The sequence below is a fragment of the Chitinophaga sp. ARDCPP14 genome, assembly GCF_051362515.1.
Lineage (GTDB): Bacteria > Bacteroidota > Bacteroidia > Chitinophagales > Chitinophagaceae > Chitinophaga.
In genome coordinates this window covers 795,301-819,444 of the sequence record NZ_JBKIXB010000001.1, presented here as the reverse complement: position 1 = coordinate 819,444, position 24,144 = coordinate 795,301, and the positions used below count along the sequence as shown (strand labels likewise).

The window sequence follows — 24,144 nt, the reverse complement described above, 5'->3', positions numbered from 1 at the left end:
TTTGGGTTATTTTACCCATAACATAACTTCTAATTTTGTTTGCAGAATTAAATCATCATACAAAATGAAAAAGTTATTTACGCCTTTCGAGAAGGGCCCGCTAAAACTCAAAAACCGTTTGGTAATGGCGCCCATGACCCGCAGCAGGGCCATTGGCAATCTTCCAAATGAACTGATGGCAACGTATTACTCACAACGTTCAGGCGCCGGATTGATTGTAACCGAGGGTACAGCACCGAGCCCCCAGGGACTTGGTTATCCACGTATTCCCGGTATTTATTCTGATGAACAGGTGAAGGAATGGAAAAAAGTTACGGATGCTGTTCATCAAAACGGATCAAAGATTTTTTTGCAGATCATGCACACCGGACGTATTGCGCATGTTGCCAATATACCGGGCGGACAACTGCCCGTAGGTCCTTCGAATATCAGGGCTGCCGGCGAGATTTTACCGACTCGCTTGGTTTACAGCAACACTCTGTTCCGGAAGCTCTTAGCCTGGAGGGGATTACGCGTGTGATAGCGGAATTTGTAAGCGCTTCCAAAAATGCGATCCTTGCAGGTTTTGATGGGGTGGAGCTCCACGGCGCAAATGGTTATTTGCTGGAGCAATTCTTAAATCCAAATGTAAATAACAGGACAGACCAATACGGAGGTAACCTTAAAAACCGGAGCCGCCTCATTGTAGAGATTACCGGGGGCATCGCAGCTGCTATCGGTCCGGATAAAATAGGGATTCGTTTTTCCCCGTTTTCCCAATTAAGCGATCAACAGCCTTACGATACAGAAGAGGTGCATCAAACATACGCCTATCTGAGCAGTGAATTGGATAAGATAGGGATTGCCTATATCCATTTGTCAACCAATCCGGCAATTCCAGAGAAAACATATCATGCAATCCGTACAGGATTTAATAATACTATCATATACTGTAACGGCTTGACAATGGAGACAGCCGAGCAAAAGCTGCAGGACAACTCAGCAGACCTTGTTGCCTTTGGGCGGGGATTCCTTGCTAATCCTGATTTTGTGAGGCGTATCGAAAAAAACGACCCCCTCAATGATGTTGACTTCAACACATTGTATACACCCGGCGAAACAGGTTACATTGATTATCCAATTTACAGTTCACTTCAGTAAAAAAGCTATTTACAATTTTAAAAAATAAAAATAATATGAAAGCAATGCAATACAAAGCCTTTGGTAATTCAGAGGTGATTGAACAGGTAGAGGTTTCGACACCATCTATCCAAAATGAAAATGATGTTTTAATCCAGGTGAAGGCAGCAAGTGTAAACCCGATAGATATGAAAATACGCATGGGATTTATGAAGCAGATCCGTCCGGTGAAAATGCCCTTTATACCAGGTGGGGAAGTGGCGGGAATAGTTGTTGCCACCGGCGAAAAAGTATCAAAATTTAAAACAGGTGATGAAGTCATCGCTATCCCATTAAAAAACGGGTATGCACAATTTGTGGTTGCAAACGAAAATTTCGTTGTGCCAAAGCCGCAAAGCCTGTCTTTCGAAGAGGCAGCATCGATAGGTGTTAATATCGGGACTGCTCAATCTGTTCTTTTTACAGAAGGGAAGTTAGCAAAAGGCCAGAAAGTTTTAATCCAGGGTGGGGGCGGTGCAGTTGGCGGGGCTATGGTGCAAATGGCAAAAGCTGCCGGTGCATATGTGATTGCTACTGCATCCGGAGAAGGTGTGGCCTTAGCTAAGAGCCTCGGCGCCGACGAAGTGATTGATTATAAATTGCAGGATGTGACCAGCATTGTTACAGGCGTTGACCTGGTTGCAGATACGGCTGGCGGCGAAGCCCAGGCCGGGCTTTTCCGGGTATTAAAGCAGGGTGGTAAACTATTGAGTATCGTGGTGCCGCCTTCACAGGAGCTGGCAGAACAGTTCCATGTGGAAGCGCGTTTTATCGCTTCCGACTTATCGTTTCAAACATTGAAAAATGGCCTGGACCTGGTAGCAGCCGGAAAATTCAAACCAATTGTTTCCAGAACATTTAAGCTTGAAGAAGCAGCAAAGGCCCAGGATTTCTTAACGGCTGGCGGCGTAAACGGTAAAGTTATCCTTGTTGTAGCATAGCAATGTATTTGAGAACTGCTGCTCCACCGCGCAAAGCCACTCATTAAGAGTGGCTTTGCGCGGTGGAAGGAAAAGTTTCGAACTTTTTTAATTCAGAGAAGGGTAACTTTACCATAACTAGCCCTACTTATATGCACAAAGGATTTCTTTTTTTTCTACTGTTCTGCCTTGTTGCCTGTCATGCAAACAAACCTGATCACCGCACAAAAGTTGATACTGCAAAAAAAGAAGATAGTAGCCCTAAAATCACAATAGATAGTGACGCTAATCTTGTCTATACTGAAAATGAGCTAAAAGATATCTTAAAACGAAATCCGGTGTTCATGGAGAAATATCCAACCAGCCCGGCAGAAGCTTATGCAAACCTTTGGTGTCATCCAACACCGGAAGATGCCCGTTTTGGTGGTGAAGCAGGGCAGGATGAGTTCTATCTCCTTTATGGTTATTTTTGGAAAAAGAAGAATGTTAACCAGCATCTGAGAAGAGAAAGATTGCTTAGGTTGTATAGATATGTTAATGAGATTTACGGGGAATTACATCACGGAGGAACGTATTTTGGGCATCAATACAAGAGAATACCGGCTTATGTTGAATATGATCTCTATTGTCAGGATCCTGTCGACAGTTTACCGGGCTATAAAAATATCAGGTCATTATATATAGGTTTGTTTAAAGAAGAAATTAAGAGTAAGATATCAGGAGATAATGATATTGATCCTGCAGCGGAGGAAAAATTACTGGAGAAAGTTGATGAGTTAGCGCCTTTGATTACAGATTATATAGATCTGATGTTTGTTCGTAAATTTCAGTATTCGAATTATCATTAAGGGGATAATGTTCGAACTCAAAGCACTATCGAAGTACTTTCGACCCATATTTAGTTGGCGTGCTTTAAATAAATACATTAACTAAAATCAGGTAAGCGTACCAGGAAAAAAAATCTGAATATGAGAAATGAGATTTACAGGTTATGGATGACGGCCTTCATTATCACCCTTGCAGTACCGTGTTTATACGCACAAAAAGCAACTAATCCCATTATTTATGCAGATGTACCGGACATATCAATAGTACGTGTAGGCAATAGCTATTACATGAGCAGCACAACGATGCATATGAGTCCCGGTGTACCGATTATGAAGTCGAACGACCTGGTGAACTGGAAGCTGGTGAATTATGCATATGATACTTTAGCAAATGTTGATGCATTAAATCTCACAAATGGCAAAAACGCATATGGGCATGGTTCGTGGGCAAGTTCTATTCGTTTTCATAATGGCACCTATTATGTAAGCACATTTGCAGAAACCACGGGAAAAACTTATATCTACTCTACAAAAGATATCGAAAAAGGCCAGTGGAAGGCAAGGTCATTTGCCCCCGATCTGGGTGATAACTCTTTGTTTTTTGATGATGACGGGAAGGTTTATATGATTAGTGGAAGCGGGAAATTAAGGTTGGTTGAATTAAATGAGGACCTGTCGGGCATAAAGCCAGGCGGAACAGACCTGCTTATCATTGAGAATGCAAGCCCTCCTTCGGGCGGCCTCGGTCCAGAGGGTTCTCAGCTGTTTAAGATAAACGGCAAATATTATCTTTTCAATATTACATGGCCAAAGGGCAGCATACGTACTGTTATAATACACCGGGCAGATAAAATCACCGGCCCGTACGAAGGACGAATTGGGTTACAGGATCTGGGCGTGGCGCAAGGCGGATTGGTCGAAGCGCCAAATGGAACCTGGTATTCTTATTTGTTCCGTGATTATGGCGCTGTAGGCCGGATACCCTATTTGGTCCCTGTAAAGTGGAAGGATGGATGGCCCGTTTTGGGCACCAACGGCAAAGTGCCCGATACAATCGATCTGCCGGCCGGTAAAGGTTTGATCCCCGGCATTGTTGCTTCGGACGAATTTACCCGTAAAAAAGGCGAACGGGCATTACCACTGGTTTGGCAATGGAACCACAACCCGGATAATAGTTTATGGTCTGTTACAGATCGGAAAGGGTATTTACGACTCACCACCGGCAGGATTGACACCGATTTTGTGATGGCACGAAATTCATTGACACAACGCACTATTGGCCCGGTATGCTCCGGAACAGTTTCGCTTGACATTTCTAATATGAAAGATGGTGATTTTGCGGGTTTGGGCCTTTTGCAAAAAAATTATGGATTGGCTGGTGTCAGAATAACCGGGAATAACAAAGCTGTCGTAATGATCAATGCCAGCACCGGCCAACCTGTAGAAGCACAAAAAATCCCTCTGGACCAAAAGGTAGTATACTTTAAGGCGGAATGCAATTTTACAAACAGAAAAGATGTAGCAGATTTTTTTTATAGTCTCGATGGGAAAACGTGGATACCATTGGGCACACAATTAAAAATGGCCTATACCTTCCCGCATTTCATGGGCTATCGTTTTGCTTTGTTTAATTATGCTACAAAGAATATAGGAGGAGCGGCTGACTTTGACTTTTTTCATATAACAGAATCCATTTCCCCGGAAAAATAACGAATTGTTATGTTATTCGCAATACAGTAAGTCGCCGCTACTCATTTTACCAATTACCTGGTCTGCATATTCCTTCTTAATAATATATATAAATGCTTTCAGATAAGTTTCGTTCTTCCCCTCTTTTATGGTCTGCTGGTCCTTATCAGTACCAACTTTCAAAGCATTGCTATCATTCTCACTTACCACACAATATTTAATGATCCTGTCTTTTAATTGCCAGGAATAAATATCAAATGGTTTAATAAACTCGCTCTTGGTCTTAACTGCCTTCCCATATTTGTCATTCAATAGCTGCACAAATCGTTGGGTTTCTTTCAAAGAAATCTTCCCCGCAACCGCGTTGAAAACCATCAATTTTCCGGTTACCGTTGTGGCAAAATTGATCGCATTAAACTCAAAATCACCGAATCTTGCAATAACATCTTTCTGGGAAAACATTTGCTGTTTATAGTCAATTCTTATGGGCTGCTCACTTCCTATAAATTCACCGTCTAAAACGGTGTCTGCGCCAATTATTTCAGATTTTATTTGATAATAATTAGTATAAGTTTTGTGCTTGTTTTTGGCCGATACAAATGTCGATAAATTGCTGCCCAGGTTAAAATCTTCCAGTTCTATAGCTGGTTCCTTTTTACAACCTATCAGCAAAACTGCTAAAAGTAACAATCGATATTGTTTTATCATTTGAATAGGATTATGTCTGTTATTTGTGTTATTCGTTCCGGTAAGAGACTTTAAATTCATTAGTTGCTGATACCTGTATGTTCATCATGGAACAGAAGAGATCGTCGGCAATTTAGCTATTATTTACCTATTCTATAATAATCAAAGCTTCAGCCTTCTTTTTCCTAACCAAAAGAGAAAGCCGGTAACCGGCAATCTGGTGGCAATCAGGCTGGAAAAGCAAAGTCATGATTTCACGTGGTTGCATGTATTGCTGGTTGCCAATAATGTATATTTCAACAAAAGGGGGGAAGAACCATCTTCGTTGAAATATACATTTCAACAACAAATAGTTATTTTTATTAAATGGAAAACAATCTTATAAAACTCGCAATAGGCGGAAAAATAGAAAAGATAGCAGAATTATTGACCCGATCCTCAGTTGATATCAATATAAAAGATAGCGTAGGTTTTACAGCATTGGCAACTGCTGTGGCGCTTAATCATTATGATGTGGTAAAATTATTGCTTGAAAATGGAGCTGATCCAAATATCCCTGACTATAAAGGGAATACCACACTTCATCATGCAGCCGAAAACAATTTGCTTGATATAGCAGTTTTATTGCTAAATCATCATGCTAATCTTGCCGCAACAAATAGTTTTGGTAACCAACCGCTATGGCCAGCTGTTTTTTACGTTCGGGGTGACAAAAGAAAGCATGCTATTGTAGAACTTTTTTTGAACCATCATGCGGATCCAAACCATAAAAACAACGCTGGTGCAAGCCCTTTATCTTTTGCGGAAAAAGTAGGTAATATGGAACTCGTAAATCTGTTGAATAAAAAGGTTGCATAGCTAAATATGGTTACCCTGGATGGGGAAGTGCATATCCTACTCCACGGTGCAGCTCCTTAGTCTATTTATACCCTTAGTCTTATTTCAGATCGTCAAGAACTTCCCCTATTTGCATATTAATCTGTTGCATTTCTGATGAATAGCTATTTATACCTTGCTCCGGGTCCTGGGCGATTAGTTCACAAGCTTTTATTCTTAGTCTGCAATATTTGATGAGCGTTTGGTTGCGCAGGTGTAACCGGTTAGAGAGGTTCATTTTATCCAATTCGGTGATCAATTCAATACCATGACTCCAGGCTGATTTTCCTTGTTGCAGTGCCCGAAATAATTCTTCGCCCGTACTGTTTTCCTGCCCTCTTAGCACTTTTAATGCATTGGTATCGATTTGGTAAAATTCCTGGATCTGCTTCTGGTAGGTAACCTTGTCGCTTTTGGCAAGGTTAACGTAAATTACCGCTGAAACAAGAATGACACCAGTTATCGACAATATCTGTGTAAGCCATTTTAACAAGACATTCCCGGGTTTTTGCAAAGCGGGGTAATAGGCGTATCCGATCATCACGCCTGCAAGCAGTCCCCCCAGGTGTGCTGCGTTATCTATTCCACTTTTAAAACTGCCGAATACTAAATTGTAAACCACAAAAAGGCCGATGTTTGTGAGCAAACCTTTGCGCATGGAACGCTCGATGTGATTTGTGCTTAACAGTGCAAGGAATACCCCATATAATCCGAAGATAGCGCCTGAGGCGCCGGCACTCACGGTATTGTCATGCCACCAAAGGCTGATCACACTTGCAAAAATGCCAGCCAGAAGGTATGCTGTGACGAATTTTACCCTTCCCAGAAACGGTTCTAAAAATAATCCTACAAAAGCAAGGGCATACATATTTAGCAGCAGGTGGATTATGCCGAAGTGAATAAAGCAGCTCGTAATTAATCTCCACCATTGACCCCCGAGCGTATAAATAGTTGCATTCGCTCCCCATGCGGTCATGCTTACGGCATCAGGCTCGAATACAGCTACACCCGAACATACCATGATGAGGTAGATTAAAATATTGAGTACAATTAGAATAGGGGTAAAAAAGTAGCCTGTTGCCGGTTTAAAAAAAGACAGCAACCCACCTAAGTAAGAAAATTTCGGCCTTACATCGGGCTTTAAAGTATCTTCGTAAGCGGGAACAAAATCTTTTTTGTAGGTTTTATATTTTTCATGCACTTCATCTTCGTTGATCTCTGATTTTATCTTTTCAAATGAGAAAACAAATGCACGTACGGCGGCCTCGCTGCGTCCGTTGTCAGTTAGCAGACTTGATATGGTAACACATTGCACCATAGCACCAGATGCGTCCAGTTTAACAGTGATTTCTCCGTTCCAGGAATGCTCGCCATTATTGGTATAAGCAATGACACCGGCATCTGAGATAAATCTGATACGCCAGCCAAGATATTTAACCGTTTCAAATGCAATCACCAAAAACTGCTTGTCAGTCAACTCATTCTTAGATAAGTGTTGCTCAATTTTCATATTCCGTGATAGTTTTTCTGTCGGTCAGCTTATACTATTGACGAATTTTGCTTATTGAAAGCGTATGCTGTTCCTCCTACATCAGAGCCAAAAATGAAATAATCAGATGCATAGCGATACACCTCATAGTACGTATTTAATTTAACAAGTTCCTCAATACCCCACAATTTCAGATTTTGATTATTTCCGATTGCTCTTTCGTCCCATTATATTTCTTAATAAAATCAAGATAGTCAGCTGGAAGAGTGAAACATTGGGCTAACCGGGGGGCCCAGTTTCGGAAATAAAATAGGTACCCTTTTAGGTACCCTTTCTCTTTGGTAATGTTTGTTTATTACTTAATATGCTTTTCTTGCTAAAACCCTGATTCTAGCGGGTTTTAATAAAAAAAGCCACTCTTTAAGAGTGGCTTTGCGGACCGGACGGGACTCGAACCCGCGACCTCCGCCGTGACAGGGCGGCATTCTAACCAACTGAACTACCGATCCTTCCTACAGGCAAGCCTTTCAGCCATTCTGTATTCCCCGTTTGGGGTTGCAAATATATAAATAATAAAATCATTTCTCCAAATATTTCTATCACCCTTCTTTTTTGTATTCAAGCAGCGCCAGTCGTCCATAATGATCGGATATCCGGGTGGTTTCCGGTAAGCGGTACTGTGTACATAATTTCAGTACGATGTCAGTGGCAGTAGCCAGCGATATTTTATGTCCTGTGGAAACAAATACCGGGTTAATGCCGGTTTGTGTCCGCAGTGCATTACCGATATGCTCACCGGCTTCTGTTAAGGGGGCAACACTGCCTCTTTCTTCTCCGAGGTGATGATATTCACCACATAGCCGTGTTTTACCACAGCCGATCACGGGTTTGTTAACCGTTACCCCAAAGTGACAGGCCATTCCAAAACGGCGCTGATGGGCCAGTCCCTGGCCGTCACAAACGATGAGGTCCGGAAGCAGGGGGAGTTTTTCCCAGGCTTTCAGCAGGGGAGGCATTTCCCGGAAGGAAAATAATCCGGGGATATAGGGAAAGGTGACTTTCATACAATGAGTAGCCACGGCCAGTACCTGCAGCGTGGTGTAATCCAGCAATACAATGCTGCCGGCAATCAGGTTGGAATCTTTGTCGTATTCCACGTCGGTGCCGGCAATAATTTTAATGGTATCCGGCAATTCATCGGTGGTGATTACCTGCCGGCGCAATTCTTCCTGTATGGCGATAGCTGCATCTTCGGTGAGCATAGGCGACTTTTTAAAACAGGCAGAAAGATACTTTTTTTGAGGTAAGATGTACGCTTTATAAATATTCTTTCCCGTTTGAAAAAGTAAATTTATATTTGATTGAGGCCAATCAGTCCACATTAAAATATCAATCAAAGTACAGTAACAACTTTATAATGAACAGCACAGGAGCAACACCACTTCTTCCTGTGAGGATCTGCTAAATCGATTTTCAAAAGAAAAGAAGCCTGGATTCATAACGTTAATATCCACGTAATATTAGACAATTACTTTTGTAGGGACTGTTATATTTCAACTTATGTCTGCGCTTAAGAAAATATCTTTCCATCATGCATCCGGGGTTTCCGGCCAGGCCGACTTTGAAGCGGCTGTAGCTTCCTACTGGGATAAGTTACTCGGTATCGCCGTGGCCAAAACCAATCCGCACGACGCATTTGATATTGTACAGGATGTGCTGCTTTCACTATGGGTGAAATGGGAGGAAGTGCCCAAAGATGAAACGCTGGAGTTTTACCTGCTCCATGCCCTGAAACTGCGCATCTTTAAATATTATCGCACCAATGGCCGTTACCAGGCACACCTGAAAAAGCTGGAAATACTATTAAACGACACCCTGGAGTCACCGGGTGCAATAGCCTCCGACGAACTGCACGGACTAAAAGAAACCATTATCTCTGAAGCGCTGGAAATCCTTTCTCCCAGTCAGCGCCAACTATTTATCCTTCGCGTAAACCACCACTATTCTTATCAGAAAATTGCCCAGCAATTGGGTATAGATGCCGGCTCCGCGCGCGTTTTATACAGCCGTGCCCTTAAACAGGTAAAGGCACATATTAAAGCAAATCCGGCTTTGTCTGCCAGCCTTATCTCCTCTTTTTTACTGTTTACAATTCCTTAACCTTAGATCGAGTTAACATTTTTTGTGTTGCGGGTATTCATTAACAGATGGCAATACAAAAATATCCAAGGGCAGAAGCCCTGTTGAAAAAGTTTCATGCAGGAAAATGTACGCAGGAAGAACTGGCATTACTGGACAACTGGTATGACGGTTTAAACAGCGAAGCAGATTTGTCTGCCCTGGAATCAAACCTTTACCGGCAGCAATTCCTGGCTAATTTTCACAGCATGTTGCCGGCTGCCCCGGTGGCCTGGTGGAAAAAACGTGCTGCCCAATGGGCTGCCGCCGCCAGCATCTTGTTATTTGCCGGTGCAGGATTTATGTGGCTCCGTTATTCACAGCAGCCACCTGTCCGCCTCGCAGATAACAAATCATTCCAGGTCACCAATGAAACCGGCGATATTAAACTGGTCGTACTGCCGGATAGCTCCCGCATCTGGCTGAATACCGCCGCTTCTCTCAAATGGAAGGAGGACTACAATAAACAAAGCCGCAATGTACAACTCACCGGTGAAGGCTTTTTCGAAGTACAGGGCAACAGGAACAAGCCGTTCGTCATCCACACCAGGGATCTCGCGATCCAGGTACTGGGCACGCAGTTCAACGTAGAAGCCTATGCCGGCGAAGGATTAACCCGTGTATCACTGGTACAGGGTAAAGTAAAAGTACATACGGGAAAAGACAGTACCATACTGAAACCTGGCTATGCCGCCGCTTATAATAATGAAGATAAAGCACTGAATATTTCCGCTACAGAAGCCGGCAAAGTGGCCGCCTGGAAAGAAGGCGCATTCAGCGCTACCGATCTGCCTTTCAAAGATGCCGTAATGCGATTGTGCACACGCAACGGTTATCAGGTGAAATGGGAGAACACACAAGGCATCGAAAAAAATGTTTCTGTGCTCTTCCAAAAAGACAGCTTCGTAAAAATGCTGGGGAATCTATGCTACATCAGCCGTAAACAATTCCGTATTTCCGACAAACAGGTGACCATCTATTAAATAACACGTGAACGCTCCTGAAAATTTCAACACATGAAAATGACATTTACTTCCGCTGATCAGCATACCCGCAGCAGCGGGCCTGCTGTATCCCGCATCAAACGTTTCCTGCTAATGGGATGTGCCCTGTTGCCAGCTACCTTCGGATACGCCAGGCAAACCGGGTTGAGCGAAAAAGTGAAACTGGATATTTCCCGTGCCTCCCTTTCCCAGGTGCTGAGCGCACTGGGGCACCAGAGCAGCTTTACATTTAATTATGTAAAACAGGACTTCGACAAAATTATTGTCAGGGATTACAAACCGGATAATATTAGTTTGAACGAAGCCCTCAACATGCTCCGTAGTAAATCAGGTATAGAGTACAGCGTAAGCGACAAAGCAATCCTGCTCAGGAAAGCGGAAAAAGATCCGGAAGTACAAACCAGCCAGGCAGTCGCCCGCAAAATTACCGGCCGCGTAACTACCGAAGATAAAGAACCTATTCCCGGCGTATCTGTTTGGGTAAAGGGCACTAAAACAAGAACCGTTACAGATGCCGATGGCAAATTTGAAATCACCCTGGAAAACGATAAAGCAATTCTCAGCTTCAGTTATGTAGGCTATGAAACCGTGGAAATGCCTGCCGGTAGCTCAGATACGGTGAACCTGACACTGAAAACCAGCAACAACGCACTGAATGAAGTGGTGGTACTTGGTTATGGCACCGCAAAAAAAGGTGACCTCTCCGCTGCCGTAGCAGTAGTGCCAGACATGAAACAGATCAAGGAACGCCCGGTACTGGATGTTGCCAATATGATACAGGGTAAAGTACCTGGTATCACCGTGGTAAGTAATGGTGGTCATACCAGCAATGCCAACAAGGTAACCATTCGCGGCGTGGGTTCGGCCAACAGTGAAAATGTGCTGTATGTGGTGGATGGAGTACCCGGCGCCCCTTACAACCCTGCAGATGTGGAATCGATCACGGTGCTGAAAGATGCGGCTTCCGCAGCTATTTACGGCGCTTTCTCCGGTTCGGCAGGGGTTATCCTCATCACTACCCGCCAGGCAACACAAGGGTTGCCCAGTGTGCAGTATACCGGCTTCGTAGGCGCCAAGCAACCATGGCGTACGTTGCAGTCGCTCACCGCGGAAGAACAGGGCAGGGTATCCAACCTCGCACAAACCAATGCCGGATTGCCCCCGCTCGAAGGATGGAATCCTGCTAAAAACCCGGATGGCCTGGTAAACCGCACCGACTGGATGGACGAAATTTTCCGTACTGGTCTCGTACAACGGCACAATATCAGCGTAAACGCCGGAACAGACAAATTTTCTACCCTCTTCCAGGCACGTTATGAGAAGGAAGAAGGTACGCTGATCAATACCTATAATAAAAATATTTCCCTGAGATTTAATGCAAATTATCAGTTTACTAAGAACGTTAAACTGCGCCAGGATATCTTCTGGAATAACAACGATAACAGGGACGCAGAAACTGCCAGCGGTTACAGCGGCGCTATCCTCTCCGCCCTGTATATGCCCCGTTCTGCTACGCCGTATTACAGCGATGGCACCTTTGGCGGTGTGGGTCCGAGGGGTTCTCAGTATAACGGGATTTATGGAGATGTGATCAACCCGGTAGCTACCCTGTTGAGAAACAAACCCTATAACAAAAGAAACGATCTGCAGTCGGTAACAGAATTAACAGTATCTGATATTATCCCTGGCCTCACTTACCTTTCCCGTTTTTCTTACCGTCAGCAAAATGCACTGTGGAAAAATTTTGAGCCCAGAAGAACAGAACCCGGAAAACCAAATGACCAGAATACGTTAACTTATTCTACAGACAAAGGTTATAACTGGATCTGGGAAAATACCCTTAACTATAATAAGATCATCAACCGGCATAACATCGGTGTGATGGCCTCTATGACCGGCCAGGAAGAATCCAACCGCAATTTCTCCGCTGCTGCAAAAGGATTTGAAAATGAGGCAGACTGGGCGCAGTTTTTTACCAATGCCACCATCTTTGATCAGAATCTGCCGGCTGATGATGAATGGAAAGACCGGACAGTTTCCTACGTAGGAAGATTATCCTATAGCTGGGCAGACCGGTACTTTGTAACCGCCAGTTACCGTAATGACGTAGCCGGCAGGTTAGCAGAAGGTTACCGCTCCAAAGGATTTCCGGGTGTAACCGCCGCATGGAAAATCAGCTCAGAGTCTTTCATGGATAATGTAAAATGGATGGATCTGCTCAAGATCAGGGGAAGCTGGGGCCGAATAGGTAACCTGGGCTCTATCGCACACTATTATGGTTATGCTAAACTCACACCGGATTATACCTTTCAGATCGGCGATGGTGCGCCACGAAGCAATTCCCTGGCAATGACAGCAGCCTTCAATCCTTCACTTTCCTGGGAAACTTCACAGCAAACAGACATCGGTATTGATATCAGCCTGCTGAAACAACGCCTGTCCATTACCGCCGATTACTTTGATAAACTCACCTACGACCTGATCCAACAACAGGCCGCTGCCTGGCCCAATACCTTTGGACTGGATGCGCCCCTGATTAACAAAGGGGAAATCGGCAATAAAGGTGTGGAAGTTGCCGTATCCTGGAATGATCACGTAGGACAGCTGGGATATAGCCTGAGCGCCAATATGGCCACATTAAAAAACAATGTGGAATATATCGATACTGATCCCTCCTCTGTAATGGTACACAATGATGCTTTCAGAGGAGTGCTCACGCCTTTCCGTTCTAAAGTAGGGCAGCCGTTTTATTCTTACTGGTTAATAAAAACCGCCGGTATCTTCCAATCAGACGACGAAGCAAAAGCCTACCAGAAAGATGGTAAGATGATCCAGCCCAGTGCGAAAGCCGGTGACCTGAAATTTGTAGATCAGAATGGTGATGGCGCCATCAATGATGGCGACCGTGTATACATGGGCAATGCATTCCCAAAACTCACTTATGGATTCACGGCCAGCTTCACCTGGAAAAATTTTGACCTGAGCCTGTTTATGCAGGGCGTAGGCGGCGTAAAGCTGTTCAACGCTTTCAAGATGACCACCTTAAGCGGCTCCGAACAGGGGTACAACCGTTGGGATAAAATCCTGGATGCATGGTCTCCAGAAAATAAAGGATCCAACATTCCCCGTATCTCTGCAAATGATCCCAATAAAAATTTTCAGACCAACTCCGACTGGTATCTTGAAAATGGTAACTACCTGAGATTAAAGAACCTGCTGATCGGCTATACCTTTAAGAAAATGAGCTGGAACCAGGGGCTTCGCGTATACTTCAGCGGCGATAACCTGCTCACCATCACCAAATACACCGGCATGGACCCTGAAGTGGGCGGTATCGGTCTGGATGGTGGCCAGTTCCCGGTATCACGTGTGTTTTCCCTGGGTGCAAATATTAAATTCTGATCAAACCAAACGCTTTTATGAAAACAACATTCAAACATATATTTCTCGCGGGATCGCTGATGTTGAGTGCAAGTGCCTGTAACAAATGGGTAGATACAAAACCCAACGGCGCACCTACCACTGCTTACTTCTGGCAAAGTGACAATGATCTCCGCAAGGCTACCAACGACATGTATGTGGCCATGCGTAATGAATCTACCTGGGGGCGCGACCTTTTCTGGGTGCAGGATGCCAGCGACGACCTGATTGTAGGAAGGGCGAAGGCAGACGGTGAAAATATCAAGAACTTTATTCCAAGTGGCCGTGAAGGTTACCTGAAAAGCGGATGGGCGGATCTGTATAAAATGATCAACCGCGCCAACCAGGTGATCCAGAATGTACCCACCTCAAAAAATACCACGGAAGCAGCACGCAACCAGGCATTGGGCGAAGCGTATTTCATGCGCGGATTTGCACATTTCTGGGTGGCTTATCTCTGGGGGCATAAAGACCAGGGCGTTCCTTTCGACGGACCGGAAAATCCTGAATTCGGAAAACGTATTCCGCCTCAGCTACCTTCTGTAACGGACAACTATGCACAAATCGTCAGCGATATGGAAAAGGCAGCCTCCCTGCTGCCCCTCTTTGAAACATATAGCACCTCCGACCAGGGACGCGCGCACAGAGCTGCTGCATGGGGCTATATGGTAAAAGCATACGCTTACTGGGCACAGTACGATGCCTCCAAATGGTCGCTGATCCCGGCACTCGCTGATAAGATCAGGGATGAAGGCCACCGTGCCCTCATCAAAGGAAAAGAAAACAGCCAGCAGAATTACCGCGCTGTTTTCAGTATCGCCAATAACTGGAGCTCTGAATATATGTGGTCTGTTACTTCCGGTGTGCAGGGTGGTTCAGAATTTCCAGGCGTAGTACTGGAAAATACCGGCTGGGCTATTTTCAATGGCTGGGGCTATTTCCAGCCTACAGAAGAACTGTATGATGAATACGAAGCGAATGACCCAAGAAGGGAAGTAACCATCCTGAAATTTGGTGATAAGTTCACTTTCTTTGGCCTGGTGCGTTCTTACTATTCTACCAACAGCTTGTCGGGTTTCCAGATGAATAAGTATATGGAGCCTTACTCTTACGGTAAAGATGGTGTTATTACCACCAATACCAACATCAATCAGAGCCCGGATTATCCAACTACCGCACTCAATTTACCACTGATGCGCTATGCGGAAATACTGCTCTTTAAAGCAGAAGCGCTGATCAAACTGGGCAGGGCAGGCGAAGCCGCTGCACCGCTGAATGAAGTGCGCAGCCGCGTAGGACTGGCAGGTATTGCAAATCCTACGATGGAGGATCTCAAGCATGAACGCCGCGTGGAACTGGCCTGCGAATGGACAGACCGCCTGCAGGATCTCAAGAGATGGGGCGATTATGCAAAGATCAATGCGCCTTTACATGGCCGTATCCACAGCGATAAGGTGAATCCATTATCGTCTTACGAAATAAAACAGGTATGGCCGGCACGTAATTTTGACCCGGCCAAACATATGGCATGGCCCATGAATCCTGATGTAATTGCGCAGAGCAACGGTGTGTACAAACAGGTGCCGGGCTGGAGAAACTAACCGCGAATAGCGAACAATGATACAGGCGGATGGTAAGAGTAAAGATATTTATATATCTTCACCCTTACCATTCGCCGTTTTTGTTTCACTCCTTATGCTCATTGTATTATGCCACGGAAGTATTTGTTTACCACCATCCTCTTCTTTACTGCTCTTATGATAAGCTGTGCAGAACATGGTCCTGCACAAACGAGCCTCGCCACCACCGATTCCATACCGGTTACCAGCCGGCCGCTATTCAGGGATTTTATGGGTGTCAACGGCCATCTTACTTTCAAACCGGATTTATATAAGCAGGTATGCCGGCTGGTGCGCAGTTATCATAATATCAGCTGGGATGTAAAAGCCCCCGGCGATCCCATCACCATCCCTAACACCATCAATAATATTAACTGGAAACGCGATGCTTATGGACCCTGGAAAGAAGCGGGATTTGAAACAGATATCTGTATGCAATTCCTGGGGGTAGGATTGGGAAGTCCTAACTACAAACAGTTATGGGCCGGTAAGGAACAGTGGGCATATGATTACGGCAAAGCAATGGCGGCTTATTACGGGCCATCAGGAGCGGAAAAATTATGTACTTCCCTGGAAATTGATAACGAGCCAGGTACCAGGTTTGATCCGGCGCTTTTCAAAACGCTGTTTACAAAAATGGCCGACGGGGTGCGTGCCGGCGATCCGGCTATGAAAATTGTTACACCGGCAGTAGCCGTAAAGGCAGATCCATATTCACAGGGATTGAATGATTTGTATATAGATAAAAAAATACTTCCCCTTTATGATGTGATCAATGTGCATACTTATCCTACCATAGCACAATCAGCCGGCAATGAAAACAGCTGGAACAGAAGTTATCCTGAAGATAATTCCCTGCAATATCTCAAAGTAATAGAGGATGCCATTACATGGCGCAATCAGCATGCAAAAGACAAAGAAGTATGGGTAACGGAATTCGGGTATGATGCATGTACGCCGGAGGCCATGAAGCACCGGAAAGACTGGGCGCTGAAACTGAACTGGCAGGGAGCCAGCGATCTGCAGCAGGCGCAGTACCTGGTGCGATCTTTTCTGATGTTCGCTACGCTTGACATACGGCGTGCTTACCTGTATTACTATAATGATGAAGATGAAGCTTCTTTTCACGCCGCTTCCGGGCTTACGCGGAATTTTGTTCCGAAGATGTCGTTCTGGGCGGTGAAGCAACTGTACCAGACATTGGGAGACTACCGTTTCCGGCGTGTTGTAAAAAAAGAAACAGATTCCCTGTATGTGTTTGAATTTATAAAGGGAGATGATCCGAAGATGCTGGTATGGGTGGCCTGGTCGCCTACCGGCGCCAAAACCCATCAGCAGAAAGGCTATCAGCCACATGTGGTAAATGCGGTACTGGATAATCTGCCGTCGTTGCCGGTGAGCGCTACCGCTATGACCACCGCAGATGAACCTGCAAAGCAGGTGAAGTGGGAGAAAACCGGGGATACTGCTGTGCGTTTAGAAGTGGGGGAGAGCCCGGTTTATATAATGTTTCAGACTACCCCGTAAAATGCGGAAGGTTTTTTTATATTAGCCGGATGAATGATCAGCAAACCCGCCCATCTGTGAAACGCCCGTTTGTTTTATCCGGTGGTGGCGCCAGGGGATATGCCCACCTGGGCGTTTTAAAAGCATTTTCCGAACAGGATATTTACCCGGAAGCAATTTCGGCTACCAGCGCGGGTTCTATAGCAGCCGCTTTTATTTGTGATGGATACAACACCGATGAGGTGAGGGAAATATTCCGGGCGCATAAGCTTGGGCTGTCGATGCACTGGCGGAACTGGCGTGCCGGTTTTCTGTCTCTCAAAAAAGTAGCAGAAGTACTAAAGCAAACACTCCGGCATCAGACATTTGAAGAACTGAATACGCCTTTGTATATCACCGCCACTGATTTTTTAACGGGCAATCAACGTATTTTCAGTGAAGGTCCCTTGATCCCGGCTATCCTGGCCGCGTCCTCTGTGCCGCTGCTGTTCCCGCCGGTGGAGATAAATGGTGTACAGTATGTAGATGGCGGCCTTTCCGGCAACCTGCCCATAGAACCACTCCTGGCCGAATACCACGATATCATTGGGGTGCATGTAAATCCGCTTACGCCTTACAACCCGGCAGAAGGCTTCCTGGCCAATGTGGAAAGAACCCTTCACCTGGCCATTCGTGAGCCGGTACTGAAAAACAAGTTGCTGTGCAGCTATTTTATTGAACCAACAGACCTGGGTAAATTCGGTATGTTTGACTTCAAGCACCTGGAGGCTATTTATGCAGCCGGGCTTGAATATACCCGCCGTCAATTACAAGAGCAGCCGGTGATGCTGCATGAGTAAACGCATATTATTGATGTGATCCTGGTGATCTGTTAATTTGTAGTACATTTAAACAAAATATCAGCTTGTTTTATGGGAATTGAGAATTTACATATCGATATTGGAAAAGTGAGTTATAAAACGATGGCAGACGAGGTGGAAATGAAGCTGCTGGAATATCTCAAACGAAAATCGTTCAAACCCGGGGATGCCCTGCCAAAAGAAATGGAGTTGACAGAAGCCCTGGGAGTGAGCCGTAATGTATTGCGCGAGGCCCTCAGCCGCTTGAGAATGCTGGGCATGATTGAAACAAAGAAACGGAGAGGCATGGTACTGTCCAGCCCCGATATCCTGGGCTCCATGGAACGTGTGATGGATCCGCTGATCATCGACGATACCACGCTGCAGGATATTTTTGAATTGCGGCTTACCCTGGAAATGGGCCTGGCTGATATTTTATATATCCGCAAAACAAAAAAGGACATTGAAGAACTGGAGAAAATTGCCCTCAGTCAGAAGACAACACCCACCAAACAAAATTTCCGGATTAAACATGAAGTAGAATTTCATGGTAAAATTTACCAGATGACCGGTAACCGCACCATGCAACGTTTTCAGACGATGCTGCTTCCTATTTTCGGACACCTGGTGAACGAAGAAAAAGTGCCGATCGTAGGCAAGGTATCACATATCGATTTGGTAAACCTGTTGAAGAATGGCTCCCGGGAAGAATTCCGCGAAGGCATGCGGAAACATCTTGAACATCATTTCAAAAAGCTGAAAAAGTAAGCACGATAAGTTACGCCAGTCCATTGCTCCAAAAGTGGCTATGGCCTTCGCTTTCATACATCTTTCCATACACCGGCATTTTCTTTTTTTGAAAAATGTTTTGCGGTATGGATTTTTTTAGGCAATTTTAATATGTAGTACATAAGTATTTAAGAATATTAGTACAAGTTAATTGTCTAAACAAATTCCCGTATGAAAATTGCTCTCAACAAACTGATGGGGGTACTCCTTGCCATTGCCATCAGTACAATAGCTGTAGCTCAACCAAAGAAAATCACCGGCAGGATCATCTCTTCAGAAGATCAGCAGCCACTGCCCGGTGTAAGCGTTGTCATCAAAGGAAAGAAAACGGCCACCATCACCAACGCGGAAGGCTACTTCAGCATAGCAGCTGCACCCGAAGATGTGCTACGCATTTCCTATATCGGGTTTACGCCGCAGGAAATCGCAGCAGGAAACCGCACTACGGTAAACATCTCCCTGGTATCCGCTACCTCTAAAATGGATGAAGTAATAGTAGTGGGATATGGTACACAAAAGAAGAGCAGCCTGACCGCATCAGTAGCGCGACTGGACAAACGGATCCTCGAATCTGGTATCCGCGCCAACCCCGCACAGGCGCTGGCCGGCACCATTGCCGGGGTGAGAGTATCCACCAACTCCGGTAAACCCGGCGCTATCCCCAACATCATCCTCCGCGGTGGTACCAACTTCGATGGCTCCGGCAGTCCACTCATCATCATCGACGGACAATTCCGCCCCTCTTTAAGTGATATCAACCCGGAAGATATTGCCAGTATGGAAGTACTGAAAGACGCATCGGCTACAGCCATCTACGGCGCCCGCGCCAGCAACGGCGTCATCATGATCACCACCAAAAGAGGAAAGTCAGGGACATCGGAAATTAACCTGAAAGTAAAAACAGGATTCAACTATTTAAATTCTCCCTACACCTTACTCACCCCGGAAGAATATTTATACTGGGGAAGAAAAGCACTGGTGGAAACCTACAAGGTAAACGGTAACCAAAGCCTGATCAATGCTTCCGGTCCACGTGGTACCGGCAACGTTTATAAAGATGCCGATGGAAATATTGTAGACGGCAACTACAACCTCAATGCCTTATTCAGCCCCATGCGCCTCACCGATCAGAACAGGGAACTGCTCTCTGCCAACGATGGCTGGAAAGTAATGAAAGACGCTATCCCCACCAATGCCGCCGGGCAGTATGATCCCAACGGTACCTATGCAGACCTTATCTATAAAGGCTTCAGTTATGGAGACAATGCCTTTAATAAAAAATCACTCACACAGGATTATAATATCAGTATGACTGGTGGTAACGAAAAAGGCGCCTACTATGCCAACCTCGGTTATTATAACGAAGATGGTATTGCACGCAAATCGTTTTACAAGCGATTGAATTTTACGCTCAACGGCGATTACAAAATAAGAACCTGGCTGAAGTCGGAAAGCAATGTGTCCTTTTCCCGCGCCAACTCCCGGGATCAGGCACAAACCAGCGATGTGAATTACTGGGGGCGTTTGCTGATGGCCGCGCCTACCATGCGTGGCAGCAACACCAACGGGGAACCGCTCCTGGGAAGGAATGCAGGCGATGGTAACCCCGCCGTGAACATGGACAAATATTCCCGGAAAAACCAGGCAGATAAATTTACCCTCGCCCAATCTTTTAAAGTTGACCTGTACAAAGATCTTTACTTCAGAGTGGGCGCTATTCTCATGTACGACGAAAGCTTTAACGAATCATTCAACAAAGATTTCCGTACCGGCGTAATGAGTAAAACCGATCCCAACGCAGGATGGGACCGCACCCGCAACAGCAGTGCAGCCTTTGATCGCACGGTGCGTCAAACCTATAACGCCACCCTTCACTACAACAAAATTATTCACGACGATCACAACATCGACGCCATGATCGGCGGTGAATTTTTTGACGCTTATAATTATGGCTTGTCGGCCAGCGGGAAACTGGCGCCTACAGATGATTTCCCGACGTTGGGATTAACCTCCAGCGACGCCAACACCCGCGGGCAAAATTCGTATCATCTCCGGGAACGTATCTTCTCTGGCTTTGGGCGTATTAACTACGACTGGAAAGGAAAATACCTCGCTACGTTTACCGCCAGAAGGGACGGCTATTCCAGGCTGATAGGCGATAACCAGTATGGCCTGTTTCCCGGTGCTTCCGTGGGCTGGTTGCTGCACAAGGAGAACTTTATGGTGAACACCAGCAAGTGGTTATCCTTCCTGAAATTGCGCGGCAGCTGGGGAAAGAATGGTAACATCGGTGAAGTGGGAAAACGCTCCGACGGCACTATCGATGTATATTCCCTCCAGGGTGGTTACCCGGCTACCACCCGTTATGAAAGTGTGATCGGATTTTCATTGGGTAATATTCCCAATCCCGGCTTGCGGTGGGAGAAAACAAATACCGTTGAAGGCGCCGTGGAATACGGATTATTCAATAACCGCCTGAACGGAAGCATCGCTTATTACAACCGGATCACCACCGATAAAATTGCCAGCGTAAACCTGCCCGGATCCGCCGGTGTAGGCAGCATTCTCACCAACAACGGATCCATGCGGAACAGGGGATTTGAAGCAGACCTGAATTATAAAGTATTGCAGTCGGGCAACTGGAATGTTAGCGTGGGCGCTAATGTGGCGTGGAATAAAAATGTAGTGTTGAAATTGCCGTACAACGGAAATGAAAATAACCGCCAGAACGGGGTGCAGATCTATGATCCATCTACCGGCAGGCTTATATGGGCCGGCGGTTTGCAGGAAGGGCAGGAGCCGGGCGAAGTATTCGGCTATGTAACAGATGGCATCATCAGAACAACCGCTGATTTAGCGGCCTATAATAAAATAGATCTCGCTGCCGGCCAGGTGCAGCTGAACAATGCCGCCGGCCGCCCGGTGGCCAGTCAGCAGCTGATAGATAAAAACGGGCTTACCGGATTCTGGGCTACCAGTTTAGGTGATATGAAATGGAAAGACCTCGACAGGAACGATACGATCGATTTCAGGGACCGTGTATCATTAGGTCACACCATTCCGCGTTGGACCGGCGGGTTCAATGTAGCTGCCGGCTGGAAAGGATTACAGCTGTTTGCCCGTCTTGATTACGCCATCGGTTTTATGCAGATGGATGTAAAACAAATGTGGGCGCTCGGCAGCATGCAGGGAGAATTCAACGGCACCGACCTGGTAAAAGATACCTGGACACCGGAAAATCCCAACGCCAAATACCCGATCTACGTAAACCAGGATCAGCAGCTGAAAAAGAACTATGACCGCCACAGTGATATGTTCTGGAAAAACTCCAGCTATCTCGCTTTCCGCGAAGTAACGCTGAGCTACATAGTGCCGAAGAAGATGCTTAATAACGCAAATATTGCGGGCTTAACGGTGATGGTCACCGGGCAAAACCTTGGATACATCAGCAATAAAATGCTGGCGCTGCCGGAACGCACCGGGCAGCAGGATGGTGTATATACGATTCCCACCTCACTGGTATTCTCCGCTAACCTCACCTTCTAACGCAATCAAATCAGCACTCATGAAAACAACATATATTTTCCTGCTGGCACTGATAGTAACGGCTGCCAGCTCCTGTAAAAAAACATTGCAGTTGTCGCCGGAAGATTCTTTCGGAGATGTTAACTTCTGGAAGAACGAAGCACAGATCAACAGCTTTATGACAGGCTTGCATAATGAGTTTCGCAACGACCAGTTCCAATTCTTCCGGTTGGGGGAAATGCGCGGTGGTGGCTTTACCACGGAAGAAGCTTTTTCATTATCGTTGCAGGAAAGTCCCCTTATTGAGCAACGGTTGGAAGAAAACGTTTCCGGTGTGAACAACTGGGCCGGATTCTACGGACCCATCTTACAAATAAATCTCTTTATACAAAAAGTGGAAGCAGCCAGTTTTTTGGGAGATGATAAAAAGAAATACCTGCTTGGCCAGGCATATGCCATGAGGGCCTATTACTATTTTCACCTGTTACGTACTTATGGTGGTGTGCCGCTGCGGCTAACCCCTGATGTGGCTAACGGTGTAACAGATCCCGTATTACTGCGCATGCCACGGGCTACGGAAGCAGCAGTGCTGGCGTCGGTGAAGTCGGATGTGGATAAGGCGGTCACTAATTTTGGTATGGCAGCGGCAAAATCCAAAGGACAATGGTCGCCGGCGGCGGCATTAATGCTGAAAGGCGAAATATATTTATGGTCAGCCAGGGTGTATGGTAACACGGCGGATCTGGCCACCGCAAAATCTGCGCTCAATGCTGTAACAGGTACCAGTTTGTTGCCAAAGTTCAGCGACGTATTTGCTTATGCCAACAAAAAAAATAACGAAATCATTTTTGCGATTTCTTTCATGGTAAACGAAGCTGAAATGTCCAGCGTATCATTGTTTACTTACGACCTGCCCGGTATGGCGCAGGACTGGTACGCCGATTCACTCGCCTCGGGTCCAAAGCTCACGGATCCGCTGAACATCGGACAGGTAAATTCAAAACAGATCATTCAACGTTACCGTTACAGCTTTAAATTATTCCAGGCTTATGATAACCTGGATCAACGCAAAGCGGCTACCTTTTACGATTTTTATAAAGTAGATAAAACCAGCGGAACCCCCGTGGTGAAAGTGCGGAACACCGTATTACGTAAATTCCTCGGCACTTTTGATGCCGTAACACAAAAGAGATATTTCTCCGACGATTGGCCCGTTTACCGCGAGGCCGACCGGCTGCTGATGCTGGCAGAAATAGTGAATGCAGAAGGGGGCGATCCGTCGCCTTATATCAAAGCCGTGCGCGACCGTGCCTTCGGCGGCCCTGGTATTGATCCGGCTCCTTTCGTAAATTCGTCTAAAGATGCCAATGAACTTGCCATCTTCGCAGAACGCAGTAAAGAGTTTGTACATGAAGGCAAACGCTGGTACGATTTGCGCAGGATGAAATACGGCAATGAACCGCTGGTATTTATCAATGCAGGCCATCCTTTTGGCGTGCTGAATAAAGCCACACAGGCATATAAAATATTATGGCCGATCGATGCCAACGTATGGACCACCGATTTGCTCGTTAACCAAACGCCTGGTTACGCTACTTCGAAACCCGAATAACCCAAT

At 45.7% G+C, this 24,144-nt stretch carries 18 protein-coding genes and 1 tRNA gene; 15 read left to right on the top strand and 4 right to left on the bottom strand.

Annotation, left to right across the window (positions count from 1 at the left end):
• Positions 1-64 precede the first annotated feature (64 nt).
• From ACLHR0_RS03195 to ACLHR0_RS03175, 5 genes are all read left to right on the top strand, one after another.
• Positions 65-520: a hypothetical protein gene (locus tag ACLHR0_RS03195; protein WP_436484685.1), complete on the top strand. Its 456-nt coding sequence runs from the start codon at positions 65-67 to the stop codon at positions 518-520.
• Positions 517-1,140, top strand: coding sequence for a hypothetical protein (locus ACLHR0_RS03190; RefSeq protein WP_436484683.1), 624 nt, complete (start codon positions 517-519; stop codon positions 1,138-1,140). The genes ACLHR0_RS03195 and ACLHR0_RS03190 overlap by 4 nt, the downstream gene beginning before the upstream one ends.
• Before the next feature lie 35 nt (positions 1,141-1,175).
• Positions 1,176-2,099 (top strand): NADP-dependent oxidoreductase, encoded by a 924-nt coding sequence (locus ACLHR0_RS03185; RefSeq protein ID WP_436484681.1) that lies wholly within the window; start codon positions 1,176-1,178, stop codon positions 2,097-2,099.
• A 131-nt stretch (positions 2,100-2,230) separates the two neighbouring features.
• Positions 2,231-2,926 (top strand): hypothetical protein, encoded by a 696-nt coding sequence (locus tag ACLHR0_RS03180; protein ID WP_436484679.1) that lies wholly within the window; start codon positions 2,231-2,233, stop codon positions 2,924-2,926.
• 120 nt (positions 2,927-3,046) lie between these two features.
• Positions 3,047-4,615 (top strand): glycoside hydrolase family 43 protein, encoded by a 1,569-nt coding sequence (locus tag ACLHR0_RS03175; RefSeq protein ID WP_436484677.1) that lies wholly within the window; start codon positions 3,047-3,049, stop codon positions 4,613-4,615.
• 12 nt (positions 4,616-4,627) lie between these two features.
• Here the strand turns inward: ACLHR0_RS03175 and ACLHR0_RS03170 are convergent, their stop codons facing one another.
• On the bottom strand, positions 4,628-5,302 hold the full coding sequence (locus ACLHR0_RS03170; RefSeq protein ID WP_429045077.1) for a hypothetical protein: 675 nt from the start codon (positions 5,300-5,302) through the stop codon (positions 4,628-4,630).
• 345 nt (positions 5,303-5,647) lie between these two features.
• Here ACLHR0_RS03170 and ACLHR0_RS03165 point away from each other — a divergent pair, with 345 nt between their 5' ends.
• Positions 5,648-6,139 (top strand): ankyrin repeat domain-containing protein, encoded by a 492-nt coding sequence (locus ACLHR0_RS03165; protein WP_436484675.1) that lies wholly within the window; start codon positions 5,648-5,650, stop codon positions 6,137-6,139.
• Positions 6,140-6,218: 79 nt separating this feature from the next.
• Here ACLHR0_RS03165 and ACLHR0_RS03160 read toward each other — a convergent pair whose 3' ends face one another.
• The 3 genes from ACLHR0_RS03160 to nfi form a co-directional block, all read right to left on the bottom strand.
• Complete coding sequence (locus ACLHR0_RS03160) at positions 6,219-7,667, bottom strand: rhomboid family intramembrane serine protease (protein ID WP_436484673.1); 1,449 nt, start codon at positions 7,665-7,667, stop codon at positions 6,219-6,221.
• A 414-nt stretch (positions 7,668-8,081) separates the two neighbouring features.
• A tRNA-Asp gene (locus ACLHR0_RS03155) sits at positions 8,082-8,155 on the bottom strand.
• Positions 8,156-8,245: 90 nt separating this feature from the next.
• Positions 8,246-8,908 (bottom strand): deoxyribonuclease V, encoded by a 663-nt coding sequence (gene nfi, locus ACLHR0_RS03150; protein ID WP_436484672.1) that lies wholly within the window; start codon positions 8,906-8,908, stop codon positions 8,246-8,248.
• 298 nt (positions 8,909-9,206) lie between these two features.
• Here nfi and ACLHR0_RS03145 point away from each other — a divergent pair, with 298 nt between their 5' ends.
• From ACLHR0_RS03145 to ACLHR0_RS03105, 9 genes are all read left to right on the top strand, one after another.
• Positions 9,207-9,806: an RNA polymerase sigma factor gene (locus ACLHR0_RS03145; RefSeq protein ID WP_429045087.1), complete on the top strand. Its 600-nt coding sequence runs from the start codon at positions 9,207-9,209 to the stop codon at positions 9,804-9,806.
• Between the two features lie 47 nt (positions 9,807-9,853).
• A complete protein-coding gene (locus tag ACLHR0_RS03140; protein WP_436484670.1) occupies positions 9,854-10,807 on the top strand; it encodes a FecR family protein in 954 nt (317 codons plus the stop codon).
• A 33-nt stretch (positions 10,808-10,840) separates the two neighbouring features.
• A complete protein-coding gene (locus tag ACLHR0_RS03135; RefSeq protein WP_436484668.1) occupies positions 10,841-14,230 on the top strand; it encodes a SusC/RagA family TonB-linked outer membrane protein in 3,390 nt (1,129 codons plus the stop codon).
• Between the two features lie 17 nt (positions 14,231-14,247).
• Positions 14,248-15,849, top strand: a complete 1,602-nt coding sequence (locus tag ACLHR0_RS03130; RefSeq protein WP_370909496.1) for a RagB/SusD family nutrient uptake outer membrane protein — start codon at positions 14,248-14,250, stop codon at positions 15,847-15,849.
• Positions 15,850-15,957: 108 nt separating this feature from the next.
• Positions 15,958-17,394 carry a hypothetical protein gene (locus tag ACLHR0_RS03125; RefSeq protein WP_436484665.1) on the top strand — a complete coding sequence of 479 codons (1,437 nt, stop codon included), beginning with the start codon at positions 15,958-15,960 and terminating at the stop codon, positions 17,392-17,394.
• 29 nt (positions 17,395-17,423) lie between these two features.
• A complete protein-coding gene (locus tag ACLHR0_RS03120) occupies positions 17,424-18,212 on the top strand; it encodes a patatin-like phospholipase family protein (RefSeq protein ID WP_436484663.1) in 789 nt (262 codons plus the stop codon).
• A gap of 72 nt (positions 18,213-18,284) precedes the next feature.
• The gene (locus ACLHR0_RS03115; RefSeq protein ID WP_429045096.1) at positions 18,285-18,980 is read left to right on the top strand and encodes a FadR/GntR family transcriptional regulator; all 696 of its coding nucleotides are present in this window, start codon (positions 18,285-18,287) and stop codon (positions 18,978-18,980) included.
• Between the two features lie 192 nt (positions 18,981-19,172).
• The gene (locus tag ACLHR0_RS03110; RefSeq protein ID WP_436484660.1) at positions 19,173-22,547 is read left to right on the top strand and encodes a SusC/RagA family TonB-linked outer membrane protein; all 3,375 of its coding nucleotides are present in this window, start codon (positions 19,173-19,175) and stop codon (positions 22,545-22,547) included.
• A gap of 19 nt (positions 22,548-22,566) precedes the next feature.
• Complete coding sequence (locus ACLHR0_RS03105; RefSeq protein ID WP_436484658.1) at positions 22,567-24,138, top strand: RagB/SusD family nutrient uptake outer membrane protein; 1,572 nt, start codon at positions 22,567-22,569, stop codon at positions 24,136-24,138.
• Positions 24,139-24,144 lie beyond the last annotated feature (6 nt).